We start from the raw sequence: 21,673 nt of genomic DNA, 5'->3' as shown, positions 1-21,673 counted from the left end.
TACGGTACACTATTAAAATTCACAACATAAATGATTATATTAAAACTTCTTTAAGAAGTCAACTTCCAATTTTTACGCAAGTGTAGAAACGTCTACGCGTACGCCAGGTCCCATTGTAGAAGCAACAGTTGCGTTCTTCATGTAAGTACCTTTTGCAGCAGCTGGCTTAGCTTTTTGTAGCGTGTCAGCAATTGTTTTGAAGTTTTCTACTAATTTAGCATCTTCGAAAGATACTTTACCGATTGGAACGTGGATGTTACCAGCTTTATCAACGCGGTATTCAACTTTACCAGCTTTGATTTCGTTAACAGCTTTAGTTACATCGAAAGTAACTGTTCCAGTTTTAGGGTTTGGCATTAAACCTTTAGGTCCTAATACACGACCAAGTTTACCAACTTCACCCATCATGTCAGGAGTTGCTACTACTACATCGAAATCGAACCAACCTTTTTGGATTTTACCGATGTAATCAGCATCGCCTACGAATTCAGCGCCAGCAGCTTCTGCTTCTTTTGCTTTTTCGCCTTTAGCGAATACTAATACACGTTGTACTTTACCAGTACCGTGTGGAAGAACAACTGCACCACGAATTTGTTGGTCAGCTTTCTTAGGGTCAACACCTAAACGGAATGCAGCTTCTACAGTTGCATCAAATTTAGCTGTGTTTGTTTTCTTTACTAATTCTACTGCTTCTGTTGCAGAGTAAGCAGATGCACGATCAACAAGCTTCGCAGCTTCAACGTACTTTTTACCTCTTTTAGCCATGTTTGTTTCCTCCTTGAATGTGGTTTTAGCGGAATAACCTCCCACGTTTACGCCTTCATTCCGGGAACCCCCGAGGATGTGCGCCCATCCATTTATTTAAAAATGATAATCATTTACGATAATAAAGGTTGCGAATTGGAATTCCAGACCCGCAACCTTTTTTACAAAAAACAAATCGAATTAGTCTTCGATAACGATGCCCATACTGCGCGCAGTACCTTCAACCATACGCATTGCAGCTTCTACACTAGCAGCGTTTAGGTCAGGCATTTTAGTTTCAGCGATTTCGCGTACTTTATCACGCTTAACAGTTGCCACTTTATTACGGTTTGGTTCACCAGAACCAGACTCAATACCAGCTACTTTCTTAAGAAGAACAGCAGCAGGAGGAGTTTTAGTAATGAAAGTGAATGAACGGTCCTCAAATACCGTAATTTCAACAGGGATGATAAGACCAGCTTGATCAGCTGTACGAGCGTTAAACTCTTTACAGAAGCCCATGATGTTAACACCTGCTTGTCCTAATGCTGGACCAACCGGCGGAGCTGGATTAGCTTTACCTGCAGGAATTTGAAGTTTTACTATTTTAATTACCTTTTTAGCCACGAGACACACCTCCTTAAGTCCGTGATGTGGTCAATTGGGCAGTGATTTGCCCTCCCACTTCATATTTTATCATAATGATAAAATCTTTTTCAAAAAACGTCTCCGTTACCGAAGACGTACTGACTTAAAAGATATTATCACTTTTTACAATTCATTTCAAGTTTCATTTTATAATTTTTCAATTTGATGGAAATCAAGTTCAACCGGAGTCTCGCGACCGAACATGTCTACAAGCACGCTAACTTTTTTCTTTTCCACATCAATTTCTTCAATCGCACCTGTATAATCCGCGAATGGCCCCTCATTTACACGCACTGTTTCATGAAGTTCAAATTCGAAATCAACCACTTCATTGTCCATTCCCATATGCTTCATGATGGTAACAACTTCCTCTTCTAATAGAGGCGATGGTTTAGATCCTGAACCAGAAGAACCAACAAAACCTGTTACACCTGGCGTATTACGAACAACATACCAAGAATCGTCAGTCATGATTAGTTCTACTAATACGTAACCTGGGAACACTTTTCTTTTCGTTATTTTTTCTTTACCATTTTTCATTTCTACTTCTACTTCTTCCGGGACAACAACACGGAAAATTTTATCTTGCATACCCATTGATTCTACACGTTTCTCTAGGTTTGCTTTTACTTTATTTTCATATCCAGAATAAGTATGGACAACATACCAACTTTTTTCCATTCATTTAGGACGAGCGTCCTTCCCTCCCTGACGTACATTTTTTTGCGCAAATGAAAAAACCCGTTCACCGGGCTTTTACACAGTTCTTATAAATAACATTATATCATGGATAAGTGCTTCTTATTCAAGAATTAACCAAGAATTAACCGAATTAAAGAAGAAATGCCCATATCAACCACTGCGAAGAAAATCGCAAAGAACACAACTGTCGCGATAACAGTCGTTGTTGAGCGGAGTAATTCATCTTTTTTAGGCCAACTTACTTTTTTCATTTCGCGACCTACATCGCCGAAAAAGTTCGTTAAACGCATCTACGGGACCTCCAGTGTATTATTTCAATTATTTATTTTGTTTCTTTGTGAACTGTATGCTTATTGCATGTTTTACAAAACTTCTTTATCTCAAGTCGCTCTACTGAGCTCGTATCTTTCATCGTAGAGTAGTTTCGATTTTTACACTCTTCACATGAGAGTACAACTTTTTTCCTCATTAGTTACACCAACCTTGTAACATTGTCCCTAAAAATGTATCATACAACAAAAGACAATGTCAATGTCATGACTTTCACTCTCTTAACAAAAAGAAAACAGGTGAATTATTTTACACCTGCGGCACTTGCTATGAATTTAAAGTTGTACTCTCTCTCATCTCCATATATCTTTCTAATTTCCTTTTTACACGCTGCAATGCGTTATCAATAGATTTCACGTGCCTGTTTAACTGTTCTGAAATTTCTTGATAGGAACGACCATCTAAGTATAAAGAGAGCACTTTTCTTTCTAAATCGCTTAATAATTCAGATATTTTTGATTCTATGTCTGTATATTCTTCCTGACTGATAATCATCTCTTCTGGATCAGTTACTTTCGATTCCGAAATAACATCTAATAATGTTCGATCAGATTCCTCATCGTAAATTGGCTTGTCTAAAGACACATACGAATTTAACGGAATATGTTTTTGCCTTGTTGCTGTTTTAATAGCGGTAATAATTTGTCGAGTGATACACAGTTCAGCAAATGCTTTGAACGAAGACAGCTTGTCCCCTTTATAATCACGAATGGCTTTAAACAACCCAATCATGCCTTCTTGAACAATGTCTTCTCGATCGGCACCCACTAAGAAATAAGATCTTGATTTCGCGCGAACAAAGTTCTTATATTTGTGAATTAAATATTCTAGAGCGTCAGTATTACCTTTTCGAACTAACTCAACGATTGCCTCATCCTCTAAATCACGAAATGTAACGTCGCCTACACTTACGAAGCCTGCTTCCACCTTGATCCCTCCGACCGCTATATATTTAGCAATATTATACAGTAAAAAGATAAAGAGCGTCAATGCCTCAACGCTCTCCTCTTCTTAATTTTTCTAATTTTTCTGTAATATCTTTACTAAATATCTTTCGCATGGCGGGTTGCTTTTCTTTCGTGTCTTTTGTACACCTTCTTACTTGTTGTTCCATCGCTTGCACTTCTAACTCTAATTCACGCGCAGATTTTCGAAGTGCACCTTGCGCAAATATAATCCATTGCTCCGTATAATCCGAAGTTGCAACGTATATTTGTGTATTTATATTTCTAAGCTCAATCGCAAGTTGTTCTATCTTTTCATCTGCAGTTTGATTCTTTCTCGTGAATATTACTTCCACCCGCGATTGTTTCATCTTTTTTTCAATACCATAGACTGTATAGGCATCAAAGACAATCATTACCTTTGTGCCTGTATAGCCTTGATAATCCGCCATCTTATCAATAAGTGCGTCTCTTGATGACTGTAAATCTACATCCCGCAGTTTCTTCAAGTCTCCCCAAGCCCCGATAATGTTGTAACCGTCAACGATTAAAATATCGTTCATTTTTTATTTACCAATTTCGTGACGTTTACGATATACCTCATACATTAACAAACTTGCGGCTACTGAAGCATTTAAGGATGTAACTTTACCGACCATCGGTAAAGTAATTAGGAAATCACACTTTTCACCAATAATACGACTCATACCTTTTCCTTCACTACCAATTACTAGTCCGATTGGCATATTACCATCTAAATTACGGTAATCTGTTTTCCCTTTGGCATCTGTACCAGCAATCCAAAGTCCGCGTTCTTTTAATTCATCAATTGTACGCGATAAATTTGTTACACGTGCAACAGGAATATATTCAATTGCCCCAGTCGACGCTTTCGCAACTGACGCTGTAAGTCCCACCGCTCTTCTTTTTGGAATAATAACCCCATGAGCCCCTGTTGCATCCGCAGTACGCATAATAGAACCTAAGTTATGTGGGTCTTCAATTTCATCTAAAATTAAGAAGAACGGATCTTCATTGCGTTTTTCTGCTAATTTAAACAAATCCTCTAACTCAGCATATTGATATGCAGCTACTTGAGCAATTACACCTTGATGATTTCCCTCAACCAATTGATCTAATTTCTTCTTTGGTGCGTGTTGCAAAATAACCTTATTCTCTTTTGCTAATGCTAGTACAATCTGCACTTGTCCTTTGGCAGCACCTTCTGCTACCAAAATTTTATTAATATCTCGCCCCGCTCTTAAAGCTTCAATTACAGGGTTACGTCCGATAATATATTCACTACTCATGATGATGTGCTCCCTTCCTTTTCGTCCAAAACGTCAATCGCCTTATATACAATCTCGTCCAATCTTTCACGATTATTCAACAAGTGATGATAACCGATTAGCGCTTCAAAGGCTGTACTGTGTCGATATGTTTGTACATCTGTATTTTTTGGAACAGTACCCGAATTCGCATTACGCCCTCTTCTTAATACCGCCTCTTCCTCTTCTGTCAAAAATGCCGTCTCTAATAAATGATAAACAACTTTCGCCTGTGCTTTTGCCGAAACAAAGCTCGTCCCTAAGCGATGTAATTGATTAGGGCGAACTTTCCCCTTTTGAAGGAGGTGATAGCGGATATATTGTTCATATACCGCATCACCCATATACGCTAACGCTAAGCTGTTCAATTGCTTTGCATCAATCATTCTTATCCTCTTTTCCATCTTGTACCTTGAGCGGTATCTTCTAAAATAATATTACGTCCTTTTAAATCATCGCGAATTTGATCAGATAATGCGAAGTCACGATTTTGACGAGCTTCAATACGCTTTTGGATTAGTGCTTCAATTTCTTCATCAAGCAACTCTTCTTGCGCTAATTCTAATCCTAAAATACTAAATAATGTTTCAAGTTGTTTTACATACGCTTCAATTACAATTTTAGAAGTATGTTCTTCTAACAAATATTGATTTGCGTGATTTGCTACGTTATATAATTCAGTAATCGCATTAGCCGTATTGAAATCATCATCCATCGCTTCTTCGAATGCAACCTGGAACTTTTCCATTTCAGCTAACCATTTTTCATTATGGTCCGTTAAATTCGTGCTACTTTCCATACGATGCTTTAAGTTACCGTAAGCTGTTTTAATTCTTTCTAGTCCATTATTCGTACTTTGCAATAAATCTTCACTAAAGTTAATTGGGTGACGGTAATGTACCGATAGCATAAAGAACCTGATTAACTGTGGATCATATTGTTTGATGATATCGTGAACTAAAATGAAGTTTCCAAGCGACTTAGACATCTTCTCGTTATTAATATTAATATATCCATTATGCATCCAATAACGTGCAAATGTTTTTCCTGTCAACGCCTCAGACTGCGCAATTTCATTTTCATGATGAGGAAATGCTAAATCTTGACCACCAGCATGAATATCAATTGTATCCCCTAAATATTTACGCGCCATTGCTGAGCATTCAATATGCCACCCTGGGCGTCCTTTCCCCCAAGGGCTTTCCCAGAAGATTTCTCCTTCTTTCGCAGCTTTCCATAAAACAAAGTCAAGAGGGTCTTGTTTCTTTTCTCCTACTTCAATACGTGCACCGTGACGTAAGTCTGCAATCGGTTGATGTGATAATTTACCGTAACCTTCGAATTCTTTCGTTTTAAAGTACACATCACCTTCTGATTCATATGCATACCCTTTATTCACAAGTTCTTGAATAAATTCAATAATGATATCCATATTTTCTGTTACACGTGGATGAACCGTTGCATGCTTGCAACCTAGTGCCGTTACATCTTCAAAGTAAGCTTCAACAAAACGATCTGCAATTGTTGGCACATCTTCACCTAATTCATTTGCCGCCTTAATTAATTTATCATCCACGTCAGTAAAGTTAGATACATACTGCACATCATATCCTTTATATTCTAAGTAACGGCGTACTGTATCAAATACCATAGGTGGTCTTGCATTCCCAATGTGAATGTAGTTATACACTGTAGGTCCGCACACATACATCTTTACCTTATTTTCTTCTAATGGCATAAACTCTTCTTTTTGACGCGTTAACGTATTATAAATGTGAATAGTCATTTTTATCCTTCCTTTCTACCTTTACTTCGAGTTGCTTTCTCAATTTATCAAGTTCTGCTTCCATAACCTTTAATTTATCAAAAATCGGATCCGGGAGATCAGAATGATTTAATTCTTGACCAATCTTTACTCCATTTTGAATAACGACTCGGCCAGGTATACCTACAACTGTAGAATGTGCAGGAACTTCCTTCAACACGACAGATCCTGCTCCAATTTTAGAATTCTCTCCAACAGTAATAGAACCTAGTACTTTAGCACCTGTTGCAATTAATACATTATCCTGAATTGTAGGGTGCCTCTTTCCTTTTTCTTTACCTGTACCACCTAATGTGACACCTTGATAAATTGTTACGTTTTCGCCAATTTCACACGTTTCGCCAATTACAACCCCCATTCCATGATCAATGAAAAAACGACGACCAATAGTTGCTCCTGGATGAATCTCAATGCCAGTAAAAAAACGACTAACTTGCGAAATCCAACGTGCCATAAAGAAAAAATTCCTTTTATAAAAAGCATGTGCAATTCGATGGCCCCAAACTGCATGTAATCCAGAGTAAGTTAAAATGACTTCGAAATAACTTCGTGCCGCTGGATCCTGTTCAAAAACGACTTCAATATCTTCCCGAAGCCTCTTAAACATCGATGTTCCCTCCCCTTTATGGGCTGCTTTTTTCGAGTGAACTAACTCCCCTAACTCCCCCTGAATCTTTATACAAGGGGATAAAACTTATACTCACACCCATTTACATGGTATAAAAAAAAGACGCCTCTGTCATATAGACAGAGACGCCTTTTAAGCGCGGTTCCACTCTGTTTAGGCTAAAGAAGCCTCAAACTCATCCATGATAACGGTTTACACCGCTTCTGTTTACTTTGCGCCCTAAGACGTTCCGCGAAATACTTCGCTGTTCAACAGAAGACTCGAAGGGGCATTTCAAAAATCCGCTTATAAACCACTTCCAGCCTAAGGGTGGTTCTCTCTGTAAAAAGCCTGATTTTCTACTTCTCCTTCTCGTCGCTTTTCCTTATTAGATTTTAGGTATACTTATTATATTGCTAAACCTAGAAAATGTTAACCAATTACTTTTTGAATACGATTTAAAACTTTTTCTTTTCCAAGAAGAGCAATAGCGTTAGGAAGCTCTGGACCATGTGTTTGTCCAGTAGTAGCAACACGGATTGGCATAAATAGGTTTTTACCTTTATGTCCTGTTTCCTTTTGAACTGCTTTAATAGCCGCCTTAACCGCCGCTGGCTCCATTGCTTCTAAAGCTTCTAATTGATCGGCAAATGTACGAAGTACTTCAGGTACTTGTTCACCCTTCAATACTTCTTGTCCCTCTTCTTCATGATCAACATGATCTTTAAAGAACATTTCAGAAAGCTCTACAATTTCAGCTCCAAAGCTCATTTGGTCATGATATAAAGCAATTACATCACGAACCCATGCTTGTTCTTGTTCACTTAAGTTTTCACCTACGCGACCCGCTTTCACTAAATGCGGTAAGCTTAGTTCAACAACCGTATCTAAATCTTGTTTTTTCATATATTGGTTGTTCATCCATTTTAGTTTTTGAGAATCAAATAATGCAGGTGATTTTGATAAACGAGCTGCATCAAACATTTTGATAAACTCATCTTGAGAGAAGATTTCTTCTTCACCTACTGGTGACCAACCTAGTAATGCAATAAAGTTAAAGATTGCTTCTGGAAGATATCCAAGCTCTTTATATTGCTCAATAAATTGAATAATAGATTCGTCACGCTTACTTAGCTTTTTACGGCTTTCGTTTACAATTAAAGTCATATGACCGAACTTCGGGATATCCCAACCGAGAGCTTCATAAATCATCATTTGTTTTGGCGTGTTTGAAATATGATCATCACCACGAAGTACGTGTGTAATCTCCATTAAGTGATCATCTACCGCTACCGCAAAGTTATAAGTTGGAATTCCATCTTTTTTCACGATAACGAAATCACCAAAATCATTTGAATGGAATGCAACTTCATCTTTTACGATATCTTTAAACGTGAAGTCGCTATCAGCCGGCACACGGAAGCGAATACTTGGAATACGGCCTTCAGCCTCAAATCCTTTAATTTGCTCCTCAGTTAAATCACGGTGGTTTCCTGCATAACGCGGTGTTTCACCACGAGCGATTTGTCCTTCACGCTCTGCCTCTAGCTCTTCTTCTGTCATATAACATTTGTAAGCTAAATCACGCTCTAATAAATCTTCATATAATTTTTTATAAATATCTAAACGCTCTGTTTGACGATATGGTCCAAATTCACCACCAACATCAACACCTTCATCCCAGTCCATACCGAGCCATTTCAAGTATTTTAATTGGCTTTCTTCTCCACCAGCAACATTACGTTTCACATCAGTATCTTCAATACGAATAATAAACTTACCATCTTGATGACGAGCAAATAAATAATTAAATAATGCCGTACGCGCATTTCCGATATGTAAGTGTCCTGTTGGACTTGGCGCATAGCGCACTCTCACTTGCTTTTCCATAGTTGGTACACCTTCCAATCTTAATGTCAACACATTCTATAATTGTACACCAAAAAAACATGATTATCCATCTTACGAATTAAAAACCACTATTTTTTCTGTAATAAAACAACCGCTTGAGAAGCAATCCCTTCTTCTCTACCTGTAAATCCTAATTTTTCTGTTGTTGTTGCCTTTACATTAATATTATCAATAGACGTTTCTAGTAGTTCACTAATGCGTTTACGCATGCTTTCAATATGCGGTGCCATTTTTGGCTTTTGGGCAATAATTGTACAATCTAGGTTCCCTAGCTCATAACCTTGTTCACACACAAATTCCCAAACCTTTTGTAACAATACAGCTGAATCCGCATCTTTAAAGGCAGGATCTGTATCAGGAAAATGTTTTCCAATATCTCCTGCTGCAATTGCTCCTAGACATGCGTCAGCAATCGTATGTAACAATACATCTGCATCCGAGTGACCGATTAATCCTTTTTCATGAGGAATTGTAATTCCGCCGATAATTAACGGTCTACCTTCCGCAAATTCATGTACATCAAAACCTTGTCCAATTCGAAACATTCTTTACATCCTCCTCAATCTAAACTACTTTATGAATTCTATATTATATTGCTATCTCTATAAAGAAAAGCTCGGCAACTGCCGAGCTTTTCTTTACTATAATACCATCACTTCTATTTCTTCTGAACATGAAGGAAACTTTCAGCAATTAGTAAATCCTCTGGAGTCGTCACTTTAATATTATAGTAACTCCCCTCTACCACGCCTACTTGCTTCCCGACACGTTCTACGAGACTTGCATCATCTGTACCAAGAAAACAACTTTGCTTTGCACTTCTATGAGCTTCTAATAAAAGAGGAACAGAAAATCCTTGCGGTGTTTGAACCGCTTTAAGCTGAGAACGTTCTACCGTTTCAACAACAACACCCTGTTCTACTTTCTTAATTGTATCCTTCACTGGCACTGCACAAATGGAAGCACCATATTTCTCTGCTACAGTTAATACATCTTGCATCATCTTATTCGTTACGAACGGGCGCGCACCATCGTGTACGAGAACATACTCAACTCCGCTCACATACTGAAGCGCATTATACACACTATCTTGTCTTTCAGCCCCGCCTTGAATAAATTGCACCTGCTTTTCAACCGGGTACTTCTGTATTAACTCCTCAAAATAAGGACGTTCCTCTTCGTTAATTGCCATGATAATACGTTTACATGCTTTATCTTTTTCAAAAGCACGTAATGTATGCACAATGATAGGTACTCCATTTATAAGTAAGAACAACTTGTTTTTGCCAGCACCCATCCGTTTCCCTTGACCCGCTGCCGGAATAATTAATGTATACATATTAATAATCCTCTACTTATAATGCTTTTTCTAATAATTTACGTTTTGCGAAAATCATACGACCAGCCGATGTTTGCAACACACTTGTAACTAGTACATTAAGTTGCGAACCGACATATTCTCTACCGTCTTCTACTACAATCATCGTGCCATCATCTAAGTATGCAACACCTTGATTTTGTTCTTTACCATCTTTCACAACATAAACACTTAATTCTTCACCAGGGAGTACGACTGGTTTAATTGCATTTGCTAAATCGTTAATGTTTAACACTGTTACTCCTTGTAGTTCAGAAACTTTGTTTAAGTTAAAATCATTTGTTACAACAGTTCCACCAGTGATTTTAGCTAACTTTACAAGCTTGCTATCCACCTCTTGGATATCCTCAAAATCACCTTCATAAATTTCCACCGGAATTGGTAGCTCTTTTTGAATACGATTTAAAATGTCTAATCCTCTGCGACCACGATTACGCTTTAAAGCATCAGAAGAATCGGCAATATGCTGAAGCTCTTCTAATACGAATTGTGGAATCACAATTGTTCCTTCTAAAAACTTCGTTTGGCAAATATCCGCAATACGTCCATCAATAATTACACTTGTATCGAGAATTTTCCAATGAGTTGTAGATTTTTCTACCTCTACCTCTTCGTTCTCGCTATTGTTTTTCTTCTTACCTCCGCGCTGGGGTAATGTAAATAATCCTAGCAATTCATTTCTCTTTTTAAATCCTACTTGGAATCCTAAATAACCAAGTAAAAGAGTAAAGAACACTTGTAATACTGTACTAATGACTGGAATCGTGAATTCACGAATTGGTATCAAAATTAAATATGCAACAATAAGACCAGAGATCAACCCTAATGTACCAAATAAAACATCCGCTACCGGTGCCTTTACAAGGGCTTCTTCGATATGTTTAATAAGTTGAACAATATAATCCACAAGCCAAAATGTTGTTAAAAATAAAATAATTGCACCAATAATTGCACGAACGTACGATCCCTCAAGCCAAGGAACAGCACCGACGTCCAATACATTAATAACTTTTGGGATTAGAAAAATCCCTAACGCTCCCCCGATCACTAAAAAGAAGAGCTGTACGATCCTTTTTAACATCCAACCACCTCCTACTCATTATTAACCATTGTTTTGCTAATCAAAACGCCGAATGCAAAAGCGGACGTGTTTTTTTTTATATAAATAGTTTTATTTACCAATATACCATATCATATACCAAAAATGTTCTAGTGTCGTTATATTATGGAATCAATGTAATATTCTTAATTGTGTCTACTCATATAGAGATGCTCTTGAATTCTTTTTAGGCCCTCTCGTATTTTCTTCGCCCTAACTTCCCCAATTCCTTCCACATCATCCAATTCATTAATAGTTGCACGACAAACACCTTGTAGCGTTTTAAATCGATTAATTAAATTTTCAATGATAAGTGGTGGAACACGAGAAATTTTGCTTGCGATTCGGTATCCCCTCGGTGTCACGCTTTCTTCTAAGCTCATTTGCCCTGGATAGCCAAGCAATTTAACTAAATCGCTATCCTCTAAAAGCTGTGTATTTGCAAGATCTTGTAACTTTTTCAAAATTTGATGGTGATCCTGCGTTTTTTCTTGATAATAATCCTTAATTAATAACGCTGCCTCTGCTTCTAAGTCGGCTAGTAATTCTGTAAGTTGTAAACGAATTAACCTTCCTTCCGTTCCTAACTCATGAATGTAGCTCACTATTTCATTTTTAATACGCAGTACCATTTCAACACTATGTAAAACGTGAACTACCTCGGACATTGTAACGACCTCTTCAAATTCTAGAATGCCCAAATTCGTAATCCCATCATTCCATACAGCTTTATATTTTTCTAACGTTTGAATAGCTTGGTTTGCCTTTGTTAAAATTACACCTATATCTTTTAGTGTATAACGTAAGTTCCCTTGATATAGTGTAATTACGTTACGTCTTTGTGAAATAGCCACAACAAGGCTAGCCGTCTGCTTTGCTACACGCTCTGCCGTTCGGTGACGCATACCTGTTTCAATAGAATCAATGGATGGATCTGGAACTAATTGTGCATTTGCAATTAAAATTTTGCTCCCAGTTTCATTTAAAATAAGTGCCCCATCCATTTTTGCTAATTCATATAAACTAGCCGGTGAGAATGCACAATTAATGTGAAATCCTCCATCAACAATACTTTTAATCTGCTCATTATACCCAAGAACAATTAGCCCTCCAGTTTGCGCACGAAGTACGTTATCTATCCCTTCGCGTAGTGGTGTTCCTGGGGCAACGAGCTGTAGAATGTTAATCATACTTTTGACACGTTGCTTGTTTTCCTCCATAGCCTAGCCTCCTAATGTCAAACGAAGCGCCTCTCCTAAATTAGAAACACCTACTACCTCAATCCCATCTGGAATTGTCCATCCTCCCAAATTTTTTCTAGGAATAATAGCACGTTGAAATCCTAATTTTGCTGCTTCTTGTACACGTTGTTCAATTCTTGATACTCTTCTTATTTCTCCAGTTAGGCCTACTTCTCCTATTACCGCATCGGTTGGTGCAGTAGCTTTATCTCTGAAACTTGAAGCAATACTTAAGGCAACAGCTAAATCGATTGCTGGTTCATCTAATTTCAAGCCACCCGCGACTTTTAAATATGCGTCTTGATTTTGCAACAATAAACCTGTTCTTTTTTCTAGCACTGCCATAATAAGTGAAACGCGGTTATGATCAATTCCCGTCGCCATTCTTCGAGGATTTCCAAAACTAGTAGGGGAGATTAATGCTTGTATTTCTACTAAAACCGGTCTGGTTCCTTCCATTGAAGCAACCACTGTGGATCCTGCAACTCCAACTGGACGTTCCTCAAGGAAAATTTCAGAAGGATTTAGTACTTCTGCAAGACCTAGTTCCTTCATTTCAAAGATACCCATTTCATTTGTGGAACCAAAACGGTTCTTCACAGCTCGCAAAATACGATATGTATGGTGACGATCTCCTTCAAAGTAAAGAACTGCATCAACCATATGTTCTAGCATACGTGGTCCTGCAATTGCCCCTTCTTTTGTCACATGTCCGACGATAAAAATAGGAATCCCTTTCGTCTTTGCAAGCTTCATTAATTCCGCTGTACATTCACGTACTTGCGCTACACTTCCTGGGGCTGACGTCACTTCAGGTAAATGTATCGTTTGAATAGAGTCAATAACAACAAAAGCTGGATTCATCTCTTCAATGTGCGCTGCAATTCGCTGTAGATCAGTTTCTGCTACAACAAATAGATTACTACCCTTTACATGCAAACGATCTGCACGAAGTTTAATCTGCTTTGCTGACTCCTCGCCTGATATGTATAGTACATCATATGAAGAATCTGCTAATTGCGATGAAATTTGTAATAACAATGTTGATTTTCCAATCCCAGGGTCTCCACCAATAAGTACTAAAGATCCATCTACAATCCCGCCACCAAGTACACGGTTAAACTCTTGAAATTTCGTTTCAATACGCGCCTCAGAATTTGTTTCTACCTCTGTTAAGCGTCTTGGTTTTGTTACTTCTGATTGAATTGCATTGACATAATTAAGGCGCCTTGATGATACAACTGGTTCCATCTCTTCAACAAGCGTATTCCATTTACCACATCCAGGACATTTCCCCATATATTTTGGCGACTGATAACCACACTCTTGACATGTGAATTTTGTTTTCTTTTTAGCCATATCTTTTATAGTTCACTTCACTTTCATCTACAAACGTTTATCCTTCTCGTACAAGAAAGAGGGCTATCGCGTAGCCCTCTTTGTTTGTCTATACTTATTTTACCTTTTCCGCACTATGAATGACAAATGATTCTCCTTCTATATCAAAGATAACTTTTTGCCCTTTCTCAATAGCACCTTTTAACAGTTCTTCTGATAGTCTATCTTCTACATGTTTTTGAATTGCTCTACGAAGCGGACGAGCACCGTACTCTCGATCAAATCCTTTATCAGCAATTGCTGAAATTGCTCCTTCTGTTAAGTGCAATTCAATCTCTTGTTCTTTTAAGCGATTCACCAACTGATTCACCATAAGAGTTACGATTTCTTGAATATGTTTTTTCTCAAGCATATGGAACACGATAATTTCATCAATACGGTTTAAAAATTCTGGACGAAATGCCTTTTTCAATTCATCCATTACTTTACCTTTCATATCTGAATAATCGCGGCTCTCATCTTGTACGTTAAATCCAAGATGTTTATTACGTTTTAATGCGTCTGCACCAACATTAGACGTCATAATAACAATTGTATTACGGAAATCAACTGTACGTCCTTTAGAATCTGTTAAACGGCCATCTTCTAATACTTGTAGTAAAATATTAAACACATCCGGATGGGCTTTCTCTACTTCATCTAATAAGACAACTGAATATGGCTTACGACGAACTTTCTCTGTTAATTGTCCACCTTCTTCATATCCAACATATCCTGGAGGAGATCCAACTAAGCGAGAAGTAGAATGTTTTTCCATATACTCAGACATATCGATGCGGATCATTGCATCCTCATCACCGAACATAGATTCTGCTAAAGCCCTCGCTAGTTCTGTTTTACCTACACCAGTCGGTCCTAGGAAAATAAATGAGCCAATTGGACGTTTCGGATCTTTTAATCCCGCTCTCGCACGACGAACAGCTTTTGCCACAGCTACAACTGCTTCATCCTGCCCAATTAAACGATCATGTAAAATTGATTCCAAGTTTAATAATTTATCTGTCTCTGTTTGTGCAAGTTTAGAAACTGGAATACGTGTCCATGTGGAAACGACATTTGCAATATCTTCTACTGTTACTTCTGAATTTTCTTGTCCTTGTTTCTCTTTCCACTGACGCTTTGTATCTTCTAACTTTTCACGTAAACGTTGTTCCATATCACGTAAGGAAGCAGCTTTTTCAAATTCTTGGCTTTGTACAGCTGCATCTTTTTCTTTTCTAATTTCCTCAAGCTTCACTTCAAGCTCTTTTAAGTTTGGCGGTGTTGTATAAGAACGTAAGCGCACTTTTGATGCAGCCTCATCAATTAAATCGATTGCTTTATCAGGTAAAAAACGGTCTGTAATGTAACGATCTGAAAGTTTTACAGCCGCATCGATTGCATCATCTGTAATAGATACGCGGTGATGCGCCTCATAACGGTCACGTAAACCTTTTAAAATTTGAACTGATTCTTCTAAGTTTGGTTCATCAACATGAATTGGTTGGAAACGTCTTTCTAATGCCGCATCCTTTTCAATATATTTACGATATTCGTCTAAAGTTGTTGCACCAATACATTGTAATTCACCACGTGCTAAAGATGGTTTTAAAATATTCGATGCATCAATTGCACCTTCTGCCCCTCCTGCACCAATTAACGTATGAAGCTCATCAATAAATAGAATGATGTTACCAGCTTGGCGAATCTCATCCATCACTTTCTTTAAACGATCCTCAAATTCACCACGATATTTTGTTCCAGCAACAACTGTACCCATATCTAATGTCATAACACGCTTATCTCTTAAAGTTTCAGGAACTTCATTATTTACAATTTGCTGTGCTAATCCTTCCGCAATTGCTGTCTTACCTACACCAGGTTCTCCAATTAATACTGGATTGTTTTTTGTTCTACGGCTTAACACTTCAATTACACGTTGAATTTCTTTACTACGCCCAATAACAGGATCTAAACGGTTTTCACGTGCAACAACTGTTAAATCACGTGCTAGACTGTCAAGTGTAGGTGTATTCGCATTTGTTGATGAACCACCTTGGTGACCTGAACTAGCTTCATTACTTCCAAGAAGTTGTAACACTTGTTGCCTTGCTTTGTTTAGGCTTACACCTAAATTATTTAAAACACGTGCTGCTACACCTTCACCTTCACGGATTAAACCAAGTAAAATATGTTCTGTTCCAACGTAGGAATGGCCCAATTTACGAGCTTCGTCCATAGACAACTCAATAACTTTTTTAGCACGAGGTGTGTAATGTACTGTTTGAGAAGCTTCCGTTCCACGTCCAATTAATGCTTCTACCTCTTTTTGAACTTTCTCTGGACTTAATCCAAGAGCAATTAACGCTTTTGCTGCAATTCCTTCACCTTCGCGTACAAGCCCAAGTAAAATATGTTCTGTTCCAATATTATTGTGCCCAATGCGAATTGCTTCCTCTTGAGATAAAGCTAATACTTTCTGTGCTCGTTCTGTAAATCTTCCAAACATCATAGAAATCGCCTCCTACTTGCGCTTAATTTTGTTCAATTCGTAATCGCTCACGGATTAAGGTTGCTCTTCGATAATCTCTTTCTTCTGGTCCTAGAGGTCCTCCTGCATATTGTTGCAAAATGCCCGGCTGAGTAAGAACCATTAACTCAGTTAAAATATTTCTCGATATACCTTGTATATATCCTAAGTCAATACCAAGTCGTACATCTGATAAGCAAGTGGCTGCTTCTGCAGATTGAATTAAACGACTGTTAGCTAGTATTCCGTAAGAACGATATACTTTATCTTCAAGCTCAATACTTGAATTTTGTACAATTAATTCTCTAGCCATTTTTTCTTGATGGATGATTTGTTGAATGACACTCTTTAAATCTGCAATAATATCTTCTTCTGACTTTCCTAGTGTCATTTGATTTGACACTTGAAATATATTACCTAACGCTTCGCTACCTTCACCGTATATTCCTCTTACTACTAGCCCTAATTTTTGAATTACTTGTATAATACGGTTAATTCTTTTCGTTAAAACCAGTCCCGGCAAATGAATCATTACCGAAGCCCTTAATCCTGTACCGACGTTAGTGGGGCAACTCGTAATATATCCAAGCGATTCATCAAAAGCATATTCAACCTGTTCCTCGATCCAGTTATCTATTTGATTGGCACTTTGAAGCGCCTCTGATAACTGTAAACCTGAAAATAGGCACTGAATCCTAACATGATCCTCTTCATTAAGCATGATACTTATATGTTCACTTTCTGATAGTAGGCATGCTCCGTATTCTGTTCCTGCAAGATTTGGACTAATTAAATGCTTCTCAACTAAAACTCTCCTTTGAAGAGGATTTAATTCATTCATTTTTAATAGTTCAAACTCCCCAAAAGGTTCTACAGGTTTATTTATAAACTTCTTCTTAAATAACTCATGAATCTGTTTAGCTTCTGCCTCGTTTTGCATAGTAGAGAATTGATATTTTTTAAAGTTACGAGCCAAACGAATTCGACTACTTAAAACAATATCAGAATCAGGGCCATCCCCCTTCATCCATGGACTAATCGCTTCATTCATAATTCTGTCCAGTGACATAGAACTATTCCCCCTCTCTATGCTCACTAAGCTGATTTACAAGACATCGAATTTTATCTCGTACTTCAGCCGCTTTCTCAAATTCCTCTTTCTGTACATATTGTTTCAGATTGAGTTTTAGTTCATCTAATTCTTTCTTTAAGTAGATATTTCCTTCTATACGTTCAGGAATTTTTCCACAATGATCTGTATGCCCACCGTGAAGACGTTTTAACAATGGTTTTAAATGCCCCTTAAATGTATCGTAACAAGAAGCACATCCAAAGCGTCCCACTTTTGTAAATTGTTCATATGTCATCTTACAATTTGGACATCTTGATATATTTGTATTTGAAAATGCATCTTGCCCTTCTTCAAACATTGCTGGTTCACCATGCAATAATCCGGCTAATAGGTCATGGAATGAAAAATTAGACTGCGGTGATTGAAAGAAAGACGTATAGCCACTTTGTTCTGCACATTGCTCGCAAAGATGAACTTCCGCCTTTTTTTCGTTGATTACTTTTGTATAATGTAAAGTTGCTGGTCTTATATTACAGTTTTGACAAGTCATCGCTATCCCCCACCTTTACAACAGGAACGATCTATCTCATGATACTTTTCATACATTACTAGATTGTTCTCTTTCCTTAATCCATTTAGTAAAAGCACATGTCATCTTTCAAAATCCCTACAATATTAAACTGCATTATCTTAGTTATCATTCTTAACAAAAGTTATATTTATTTATATTTCAGTGTTCTTAACATTGCGCATAATATTCGAGCCCTAAGTTCATCTCGAGAAGGAACATCCATTAATAATACAGAACGATCTAGTACACTTAACATAAGTTTAGCTTCACGATTTGTTATAATACCCTCTTCTATTAAACGTATAATCATGCTTTCTGCATTTCCTTGTGCAACGCTATGATCAATCATATGAAGCATTTGATCAATAATGTCTATATCATCATGCAGTTTGACTTTTATAATGCGAATGTAACCTCCTCCACCTCGTTTACTTTCTACTACGAATCCTCTTTCTAACGTAAAACGGGTATTGATTACATAGTTGATTTGAGACGGCACACAATCGAATCGATCAGCGACCTCATTCCTCTTGATTTCAATCGCATTATTATTGCTTAAGTCAATAACTTGCTTTAGATATTTCTCAATGATATCAGATATATTTCTCATTTATCCGCCACCTTTATTGACTTTGACTATCTTTGACTTTAATTATATACGTATTAAAAAATTTTGCAACTCTTTTGCTTATTCACTATCCTAGCCACATTTCCCAGTCTTTAATCAAAAGGACGATTCTTTAAGTAAAGATTTTTTAAATTACTATGAATTATAAAAAGAAACACGAAAAAACACGAGTCATTTGACTCGTGTTTTAGTTGCTTGGCGACGTCCTACTCTCACAGGGACAAGGTCCCAACTACCATCGGCGCTAGAGAGCTTAACTTCCGTGTTCGGTATGGGAACGGGTGTGACCTCTCTGCCATCATCACCAAACTATTGAAGGTATATTCCTTCAAAACTAGATAACATTTGCTTCATATTATATGGTTAAGTCCTCGATCTATTAGTATTCGTCAGCTCCACATGTCACCATGCTTCCACCTCGAACCTATCAACCTGATCATCTTTCAGGGATCTTACTAGCTTACGCTATGGGAAATCTCATCTTGAGGGGGGCTTCATGCTTAGATGCTTTCAGCACTTATCCCTTCCGCACATAGCTACCCAGCTATGCCCTTGGCAGAACAACTGGTACACCAGCGGTGCGTCCATCCCGGTCCTCTCGTACTAAGGACAGCTCCTCTCAAATTTCCTGCGCCCACGACGGATAGGGACCGAACTGTCTCACGACGTTCTGAACCCAGCTCGCGTACCGCTTTAATGGGCGAACAGCCCAACCCTTGGGACCGACTACAGCCCCAGGATGCGATGAGCCGACATCGAGGTGCCAAACCTCCCCGTCGATGTGGACTCTTGGGGGAGATAAGCCTGTTATCCCCGGGGTAGCTTTTATCCGTTGAGCGATGGCCCTTCCATGCGGAACCACCGGATCACTAAGCCCGACTTTCGTCCCTGCTCGACTTGTAGGTCTCGCAGTCAAGCTCCCTTATGCCTTTGCACTCTACGAATGATTTCCAACCATTCTGAGGGAACCTTTGGGCGCCTCCGTTACACTTTAGGAGGCGACCGCCCCAGTCAAACTGCCCACCTGACACTGTCTCCCGGGTCGATAAGACCCGTAGGTTAGAATTTCAATACAGTCAGGGCGGTATCCCACCAGCGCCTCCACCGAAGCTAGCGCTCCGGTTTCAATGGCTCCCGCCTATCCTGTACAAACTGTACCAAAATTCAATATCAGGCTACAGTAAAGCTCCACGGGGTCTTTCCGTCCTGTCGCGGGTAACCTGCATCTTCACAGGTACTATAATTTCACCGAGTCTCTGGTTGAGACAGTGCCCAAATCGTTACACCTTTCGTGCGGGTCGGAACTTACCCGACAAGGAATTTCGCTACCTTAGGACCGTTATAGTTACGGCCGCCGTTTACTGGGGCTTCAGTTCAGAGCTTCGCTTACGCTAACCCCTCTCCTTAACCTTCCAGCACCGGGCAGGTGTCAGCCCCTATACTTCGCCTTACGGCTTCGCAGAGACCTGTGTTTTTGCTAAACAGTCGCTTGGGCCTATTCACTGCGGCTTTCCGTTAAGAAAGCACCCCTTCTCCCGAAGTTACGGGGTCATTTTGCCGAGTTCCTTAACCAGAGTTCTCTCGCACACCTTAGGATTCTCTCCTCGCCTACCTGTGTCGGTTTGCGGTACAGGCACCTTTTATCTCGCTAGAAGCTTTTCTTGGCAGCGGGGAATCAAAGACTTCGCTCCATAAGGAGCTTCCCCATCACAGCTCAGCCTTCACGATAAGCGGATTTGCCTACTTATCAGCCTAACTGCTTGGACGTGCACAACCAATCGCACGCTTCTTCTATCCTTCTGCGTCCCTCCATTGCTCAAACGATAAAGAGGTGGTACAGGAATATCAACCTGTTGTCCATCGCCTACGCCTGTCGGCCTCGGCTTAGGTCCTGACTAACCCTGAGCGGACGAGCCTTCCTCAGGAAACCTTAGGCATTCGGTGGACGGGATTCTCACCCGTCTTTCGCTACTCATACCGGCATTCTCACTTCTAAGCGCTCCACCAGTCCTTCCGGTCTGACTTCACTGCACTTAGAACGCTCCCCTACCACTGATACCATTGGTATCAATTCGCAGCTTCGGTGGTGTATTTAGCCCCGGTACATTTTCGGCGCAGAGTCACTCGACTAGTGAGCTATTACGCACTCTTTAAATGGTGGCTGCTTCTGAGCCAACATCCTAGTTGTCTAAGCAACTCCACATCCTTTTCCACTTAATACACACTTTGGGACCTTAGCTGGCGATCTGGGCTGTTTCCCTCTTGACTACGGATCTTATCACTCGCAGTCTGACTCCTAAGGATAAGTCATTGGCATTCGGAGTTTGACTGAATTCGGTAATCCGATGAGGACCCCTAGTTCAATCAGTGCTCTACCTCCAAGACTCTTACACTTAAGGCTAGCCCTAAAGCTATTTCGGGGAGAACCAGCTATCTCCAGGTTCGATTGGAATTTCTCCGCTACCCACACCTCATCCCCGCACTTTTCAACGTGCGTGGGTTCGGGCCTCCATTCAGTGTTACCTGAACTTCACCCTGGACATGGGTAGATCACCTGGTTTCGGGTCTACGACCACGTACTAAACGCCCTATTCAGACTCGCTTTCGCTGCGGCTCCGCCTCTTCAACTTAACCTCGCACGGGATCGTAACTCGCCGGTTCATTCTACAAAAGGCACGCCATCACCCATTAACGGGCTCTGACTATTTGTAGGCACACGGTTTCAGGATCTCTTTCAC

Annotated in this window: 21 protein-coding genes, 2 rRNA genes and 2 other annotated features (2 of these 25 running past the window's edge); all 23 genes read right to left on the bottom strand. The window is 39.2% G+C overall.

Translation table 11 applies throughout. From position 1 onward, the window contains the following. Positions 1-23: a sequence feature (ribosomal protein L10 leader region), on the bottom strand; it reaches 123 nt to the left of the window's first position. Positions 24-72: 49 nt separating this feature from the next. Next, entirely contained in the window at positions 73-765 is a 693-nt protein-coding gene (gene rplA, locus MHI07_RS00610) for a 50S ribosomal protein L1 (RefSeq protein WP_002009792.1), read from the bottom strand. Between the two features lie 180 nt (positions 766-945). After that, complete coding sequence (gene rplK, locus MHI07_RS00605) at positions 946-1,371, bottom strand: 50S ribosomal protein L11 (protein WP_002159610.1); 426 nt, start codon at positions 1,369-1,371, stop codon at positions 946-948. A gap of 168 nt (positions 1,372-1,539) precedes the next feature. Continuing rightward, positions 1,540-2,073, bottom strand: coding sequence for a transcription termination/antitermination protein NusG (gene nusG / locus MHI07_RS00600; RefSeq protein ID WP_002009795.1), 534 nt, complete (start codon positions 2,071-2,073; stop codon positions 1,540-1,542). Positions 2,074-2,204: 131 nt separating this feature from the next. After that, positions 2,205-2,384, bottom strand: a complete 180-nt coding sequence (gene secE, locus MHI07_RS00595; RefSeq protein WP_002009797.1) for a preprotein translocase subunit SecE — start codon at positions 2,382-2,384, stop codon at positions 2,205-2,207. 32 nt (positions 2,385-2,416) lie between these two features. Continuing rightward, the gene (rpmG, locus tag MHI07_RS00590) at positions 2,417-2,563 is read right to left on the bottom strand and encodes a 50S ribosomal protein L33 (protein WP_012260172.1); all 147 of its coding nucleotides are present in this window, start codon (positions 2,561-2,563) and stop codon (positions 2,417-2,419) included. Positions 2,564-2,691: 128 nt separating this feature from the next. Next, on the bottom strand, positions 2,692-3,351 hold the full coding sequence (locus MHI07_RS00585) for an RNA polymerase sporulation sigma factor SigH (RefSeq protein ID WP_002009799.1): 660 nt from the start codon (positions 3,349-3,351) through the stop codon (positions 2,692-2,694). A 67-nt stretch (positions 3,352-3,418) separates the two neighbouring features. Further along, the gene (locus tag MHI07_RS00580; RefSeq protein WP_340821437.1) at positions 3,419-3,931 is read right to left on the bottom strand and encodes an NYN domain-containing protein; all 513 of its coding nucleotides are present in this window, start codon (positions 3,929-3,931) and stop codon (positions 3,419-3,421) included. A gap of 3 nt (positions 3,932-3,934) precedes the next feature. Continuing rightward, positions 3,935-4,678 (bottom strand): 23S rRNA (guanosine(2251)-2'-O)-methyltransferase RlmB, encoded by a 744-nt coding sequence (gene rlmB / locus MHI07_RS00575; protein ID WP_002091503.1) that lies wholly within the window; start codon positions 4,676-4,678, stop codon positions 3,935-3,937. Next, entirely contained in the window at positions 4,675-5,082 is a 408-nt protein-coding gene (locus MHI07_RS00570) for a Mini-ribonuclease 3 (RefSeq protein WP_002159611.1), read from the bottom strand. Before MHI07_RS00570 ends, rlmB begins: the two co-directional genes overlap by 4 nt. 2 nt (positions 5,083-5,084) lie before the next feature. After that, positions 5,085-6,482 carry a cysteine--tRNA ligase gene (cysS, locus tag MHI07_RS00565; protein ID WP_340821436.1) on the bottom strand — a complete coding sequence of 466 codons (1,398 nt, stop codon included), beginning with the start codon at positions 6,480-6,482 and terminating at the stop codon, positions 5,085-5,087. Next, positions 6,463-7,128, bottom strand: coding sequence for a serine O-acetyltransferase (gene cysE / locus MHI07_RS00560; RefSeq protein WP_016103297.1), 666 nt, complete (start codon positions 7,126-7,128; stop codon positions 6,463-6,465). The genes cysS and cysE overlap by 20 nt, the downstream gene beginning before the upstream one ends. A gap of 139 nt (positions 7,129-7,267) precedes the next feature. Next, positions 7,268-7,513, bottom strand: a binding site (T-box leader). A 47-nt stretch (positions 7,514-7,560) separates the two neighbouring features. After that, on the bottom strand, positions 7,561-9,018 hold the full coding sequence (gltX, locus tag MHI07_RS00555) for a glutamate--tRNA ligase (RefSeq protein ID WP_340821433.1): 1,458 nt from the start codon (positions 9,016-9,018) through the stop codon (positions 7,561-7,563). Between the two features lie 89 nt (positions 9,019-9,107). Further along, positions 9,108-9,584: a 2-C-methyl-D-erythritol 2,4-cyclodiphosphate synthase gene (gene ispF, locus MHI07_RS00550; protein WP_002159614.1), complete on the bottom strand. Its 477-nt coding sequence runs from the start codon at positions 9,582-9,584 to the stop codon at positions 9,108-9,110. Between the two features lie 113 nt (positions 9,585-9,697). Then, complete coding sequence (gene ispD, locus MHI07_RS00545) at positions 9,698-10,378, bottom strand: 2-C-methyl-D-erythritol 4-phosphate cytidylyltransferase (protein ID WP_016103295.1); 681 nt, start codon at positions 10,376-10,378, stop codon at positions 9,698-9,700. 16 nt (positions 10,379-10,394) lie between these two features. Then, positions 10,395-11,498: a PIN/TRAM domain-containing protein gene (locus tag MHI07_RS00540; RefSeq protein WP_002159616.1), complete on the bottom strand. Its 1,104-nt coding sequence runs from the start codon at positions 11,496-11,498 to the stop codon at positions 10,395-10,397. 164 nt (positions 11,499-11,662) lie between these two features. Further along, the gene (disA, locus tag MHI07_RS00535; RefSeq protein ID WP_000392162.1) at positions 11,663-12,736 is read right to left on the bottom strand and encodes a DNA integrity scanning diadenylate cyclase DisA; all 1,074 of its coding nucleotides are present in this window, start codon (positions 12,734-12,736) and stop codon (positions 11,663-11,665) included. 3 nt (positions 12,737-12,739) lie between these two features. After that, complete coding sequence (gene radA, locus MHI07_RS00530; RefSeq protein ID WP_002159617.1) at positions 12,740-14,116, bottom strand: DNA repair protein RadA; 1,377 nt, start codon at positions 14,114-14,116, stop codon at positions 12,740-12,742. 94 nt (positions 14,117-14,210) lie between these two features. Beyond that, on the bottom strand, positions 14,211-16,646 hold the full coding sequence (gene clpC / locus MHI07_RS00525) for an ATP-dependent protease ATP-binding subunit ClpC (protein ID WP_002063405.1): 2,436 nt from the start codon (positions 16,644-16,646) through the stop codon (positions 14,211-14,213). A 22-nt stretch (positions 16,647-16,668) separates the two neighbouring features. Further along, positions 16,669-17,733, bottom strand: a complete 1,065-nt coding sequence (locus tag MHI07_RS00520; RefSeq protein ID WP_340821430.1) for a protein arginine kinase — start codon at positions 17,731-17,733, stop codon at positions 16,669-16,671. Positions 17,734-17,737: 4 nt separating this feature from the next. Further along, positions 17,738-18,286, bottom strand: coding sequence for a UvrB/UvrC motif-containing protein (locus MHI07_RS00515; RefSeq protein ID WP_002159618.1), 549 nt, complete (start codon positions 18,284-18,286; stop codon positions 17,738-17,740). Positions 18,287-18,455: 169 nt separating this feature from the next. Beyond that, positions 18,456-18,917, bottom strand: a complete 462-nt coding sequence (gene ctsR, locus MHI07_RS00510) for a transcriptional regulator CtsR (RefSeq protein ID WP_002029353.1) — start codon at positions 18,915-18,917, stop codon at positions 18,456-18,458. A 211-nt stretch (positions 18,918-19,128) separates the two neighbouring features. Next, positions 19,129-19,244: ribosomal RNA gene (gene rrf / locus MHI07_RS00505) — 5S ribosomal RNA — on the bottom strand. A 50-nt stretch (positions 19,245-19,294) separates the two neighbouring features. Continuing rightward, positions 19,295-21,673, bottom strand: a 23S ribosomal RNA gene (locus MHI07_RS00500); it runs 543 nt beyond the window's last position.

The organism is Bacillus sp. FSL H8-0545 (genome assembly GCF_038006105.1).
GTDB classification, from domain to species: domain Bacteria; phylum Bacillota; class Bacilli; order Bacillales; family Bacillaceae_G; genus Bacillus_A; species Bacillus_A cereus_U.
This window is presented reverse-complemented; position numbering and strand designations above follow the sequence as displayed.

Bases quoted from the DNA above. Each gene is read 5' to 3' on its own strand.
- rplA (WP_002009792.1), bottom strand. From the start codon at position 765: ATGGCTAAAAGAGGTAAAAAGTACGTTGAAGCTGCGAAGCTTGTTGAT.
- nusG (WP_002009795.1), bottom strand. From the start codon at position 2,073: ATGGAAAAAAGTTGGTATGTTGTCCATACTTATTCTGGATATGAAAAT.
- secE (WP_002009797.1), bottom strand. From the start codon at position 2,384: ATGCGTTTAACGAACTTTTTCGGCGATGTAGGTCGCGAAATGAAAAAA.
- rpmG (WP_012260172.1), bottom strand. From the start codon at position 2,563: ATGAGGAAAAAAGTTGTACTCTCATGTGAAGAGTGTAAAAATCGAAAC.
- MHI07_RS00580 (WP_340821437.1), bottom strand. From the start codon at position 3,931: ATGAACGATATTTTAATCGTTGACGGTTACAACATTATCGGGGCTTGG.
- rlmB (WP_002091503.1), bottom strand. From the start codon at position 4,678: ATGAGTAGTGAATATATTATCGGACGTAACCCTGTAATTGAAGCTTTA.
- MHI07_RS00570 (WP_002159611.1), bottom strand. From the start codon at position 5,082: ATGATTGATGCAAAGCAATTGAACAGCTTAGCGTTAGCGTATATGGGT.
- cysS (WP_340821436.1), bottom strand. From the start codon at position 6,482: ATGACTATTCACATTTATAATACGTTAACGCGTCAAAAAGAAGAGTTT.
- cysE (WP_016103297.1), bottom strand. From the start codon at position 7,128: ATGTTTAAGAGGCTTCGGGAAGATATTGAAGTCGTTTTTGAACAGGAT.
- gltX (WP_340821433.1), bottom strand. From the start codon at position 9,018: ATGGAAAAGCAAGTGAGAGTGCGCTATGCGCCAAGTCCAACAGGACAC.
- ispF (WP_002159614.1), bottom strand. From the start codon at position 9,584: ATGTTTCGAATTGGACAAGGTTTTGATGTACATGAATTTGCGGAAGGT.
- ispD (WP_016103295.1), bottom strand. From the start codon at position 10,378: ATGTATACATTAATTATTCCGGCAGCGGGTCAAGGGAAACGGATGGGT.
- MHI07_RS00540 (WP_002159616.1), bottom strand. From the start codon at position 11,498: ATGTTAAAAAGGATCGTACAGCTCTTCTTTTTAGTGATCGGGGGAGCG.
- disA (WP_000392162.1), bottom strand. From the start codon at position 12,736: ATGGAGGAAAACAAGCAACGTGTCAAAAGTATGATTAACATTCTACAG.
- radA (WP_002159617.1), bottom strand. From the start codon at position 14,116: ATGGCTAAAAAGAAAACAAAATTCACATGTCAAGAGTGTGGTTATCAG.
- clpC (WP_002063405.1), bottom strand. From the start codon at position 16,646: ATGATGTTTGGAAGATTTACAGAACGAGCACAGAAAGTATTAGCTTTA.
- MHI07_RS00520 (WP_340821430.1), bottom strand. From the start codon at position 17,733: ATGTCACTGGACAGAATTATGAATGAAGCGATTAGTCCATGGATGAAG.
- MHI07_RS00515 (WP_002159618.1), bottom strand. From the start codon at position 18,286: ATGACTTGTCAAAACTGTAATATAAGACCAGCAACTTTACATTATACA.
- ctsR (WP_002029353.1), bottom strand. From the start codon at position 18,917: ATGAGAAATATATCTGATATCATTGAGAAATATCTAAAGCAAGTTATT.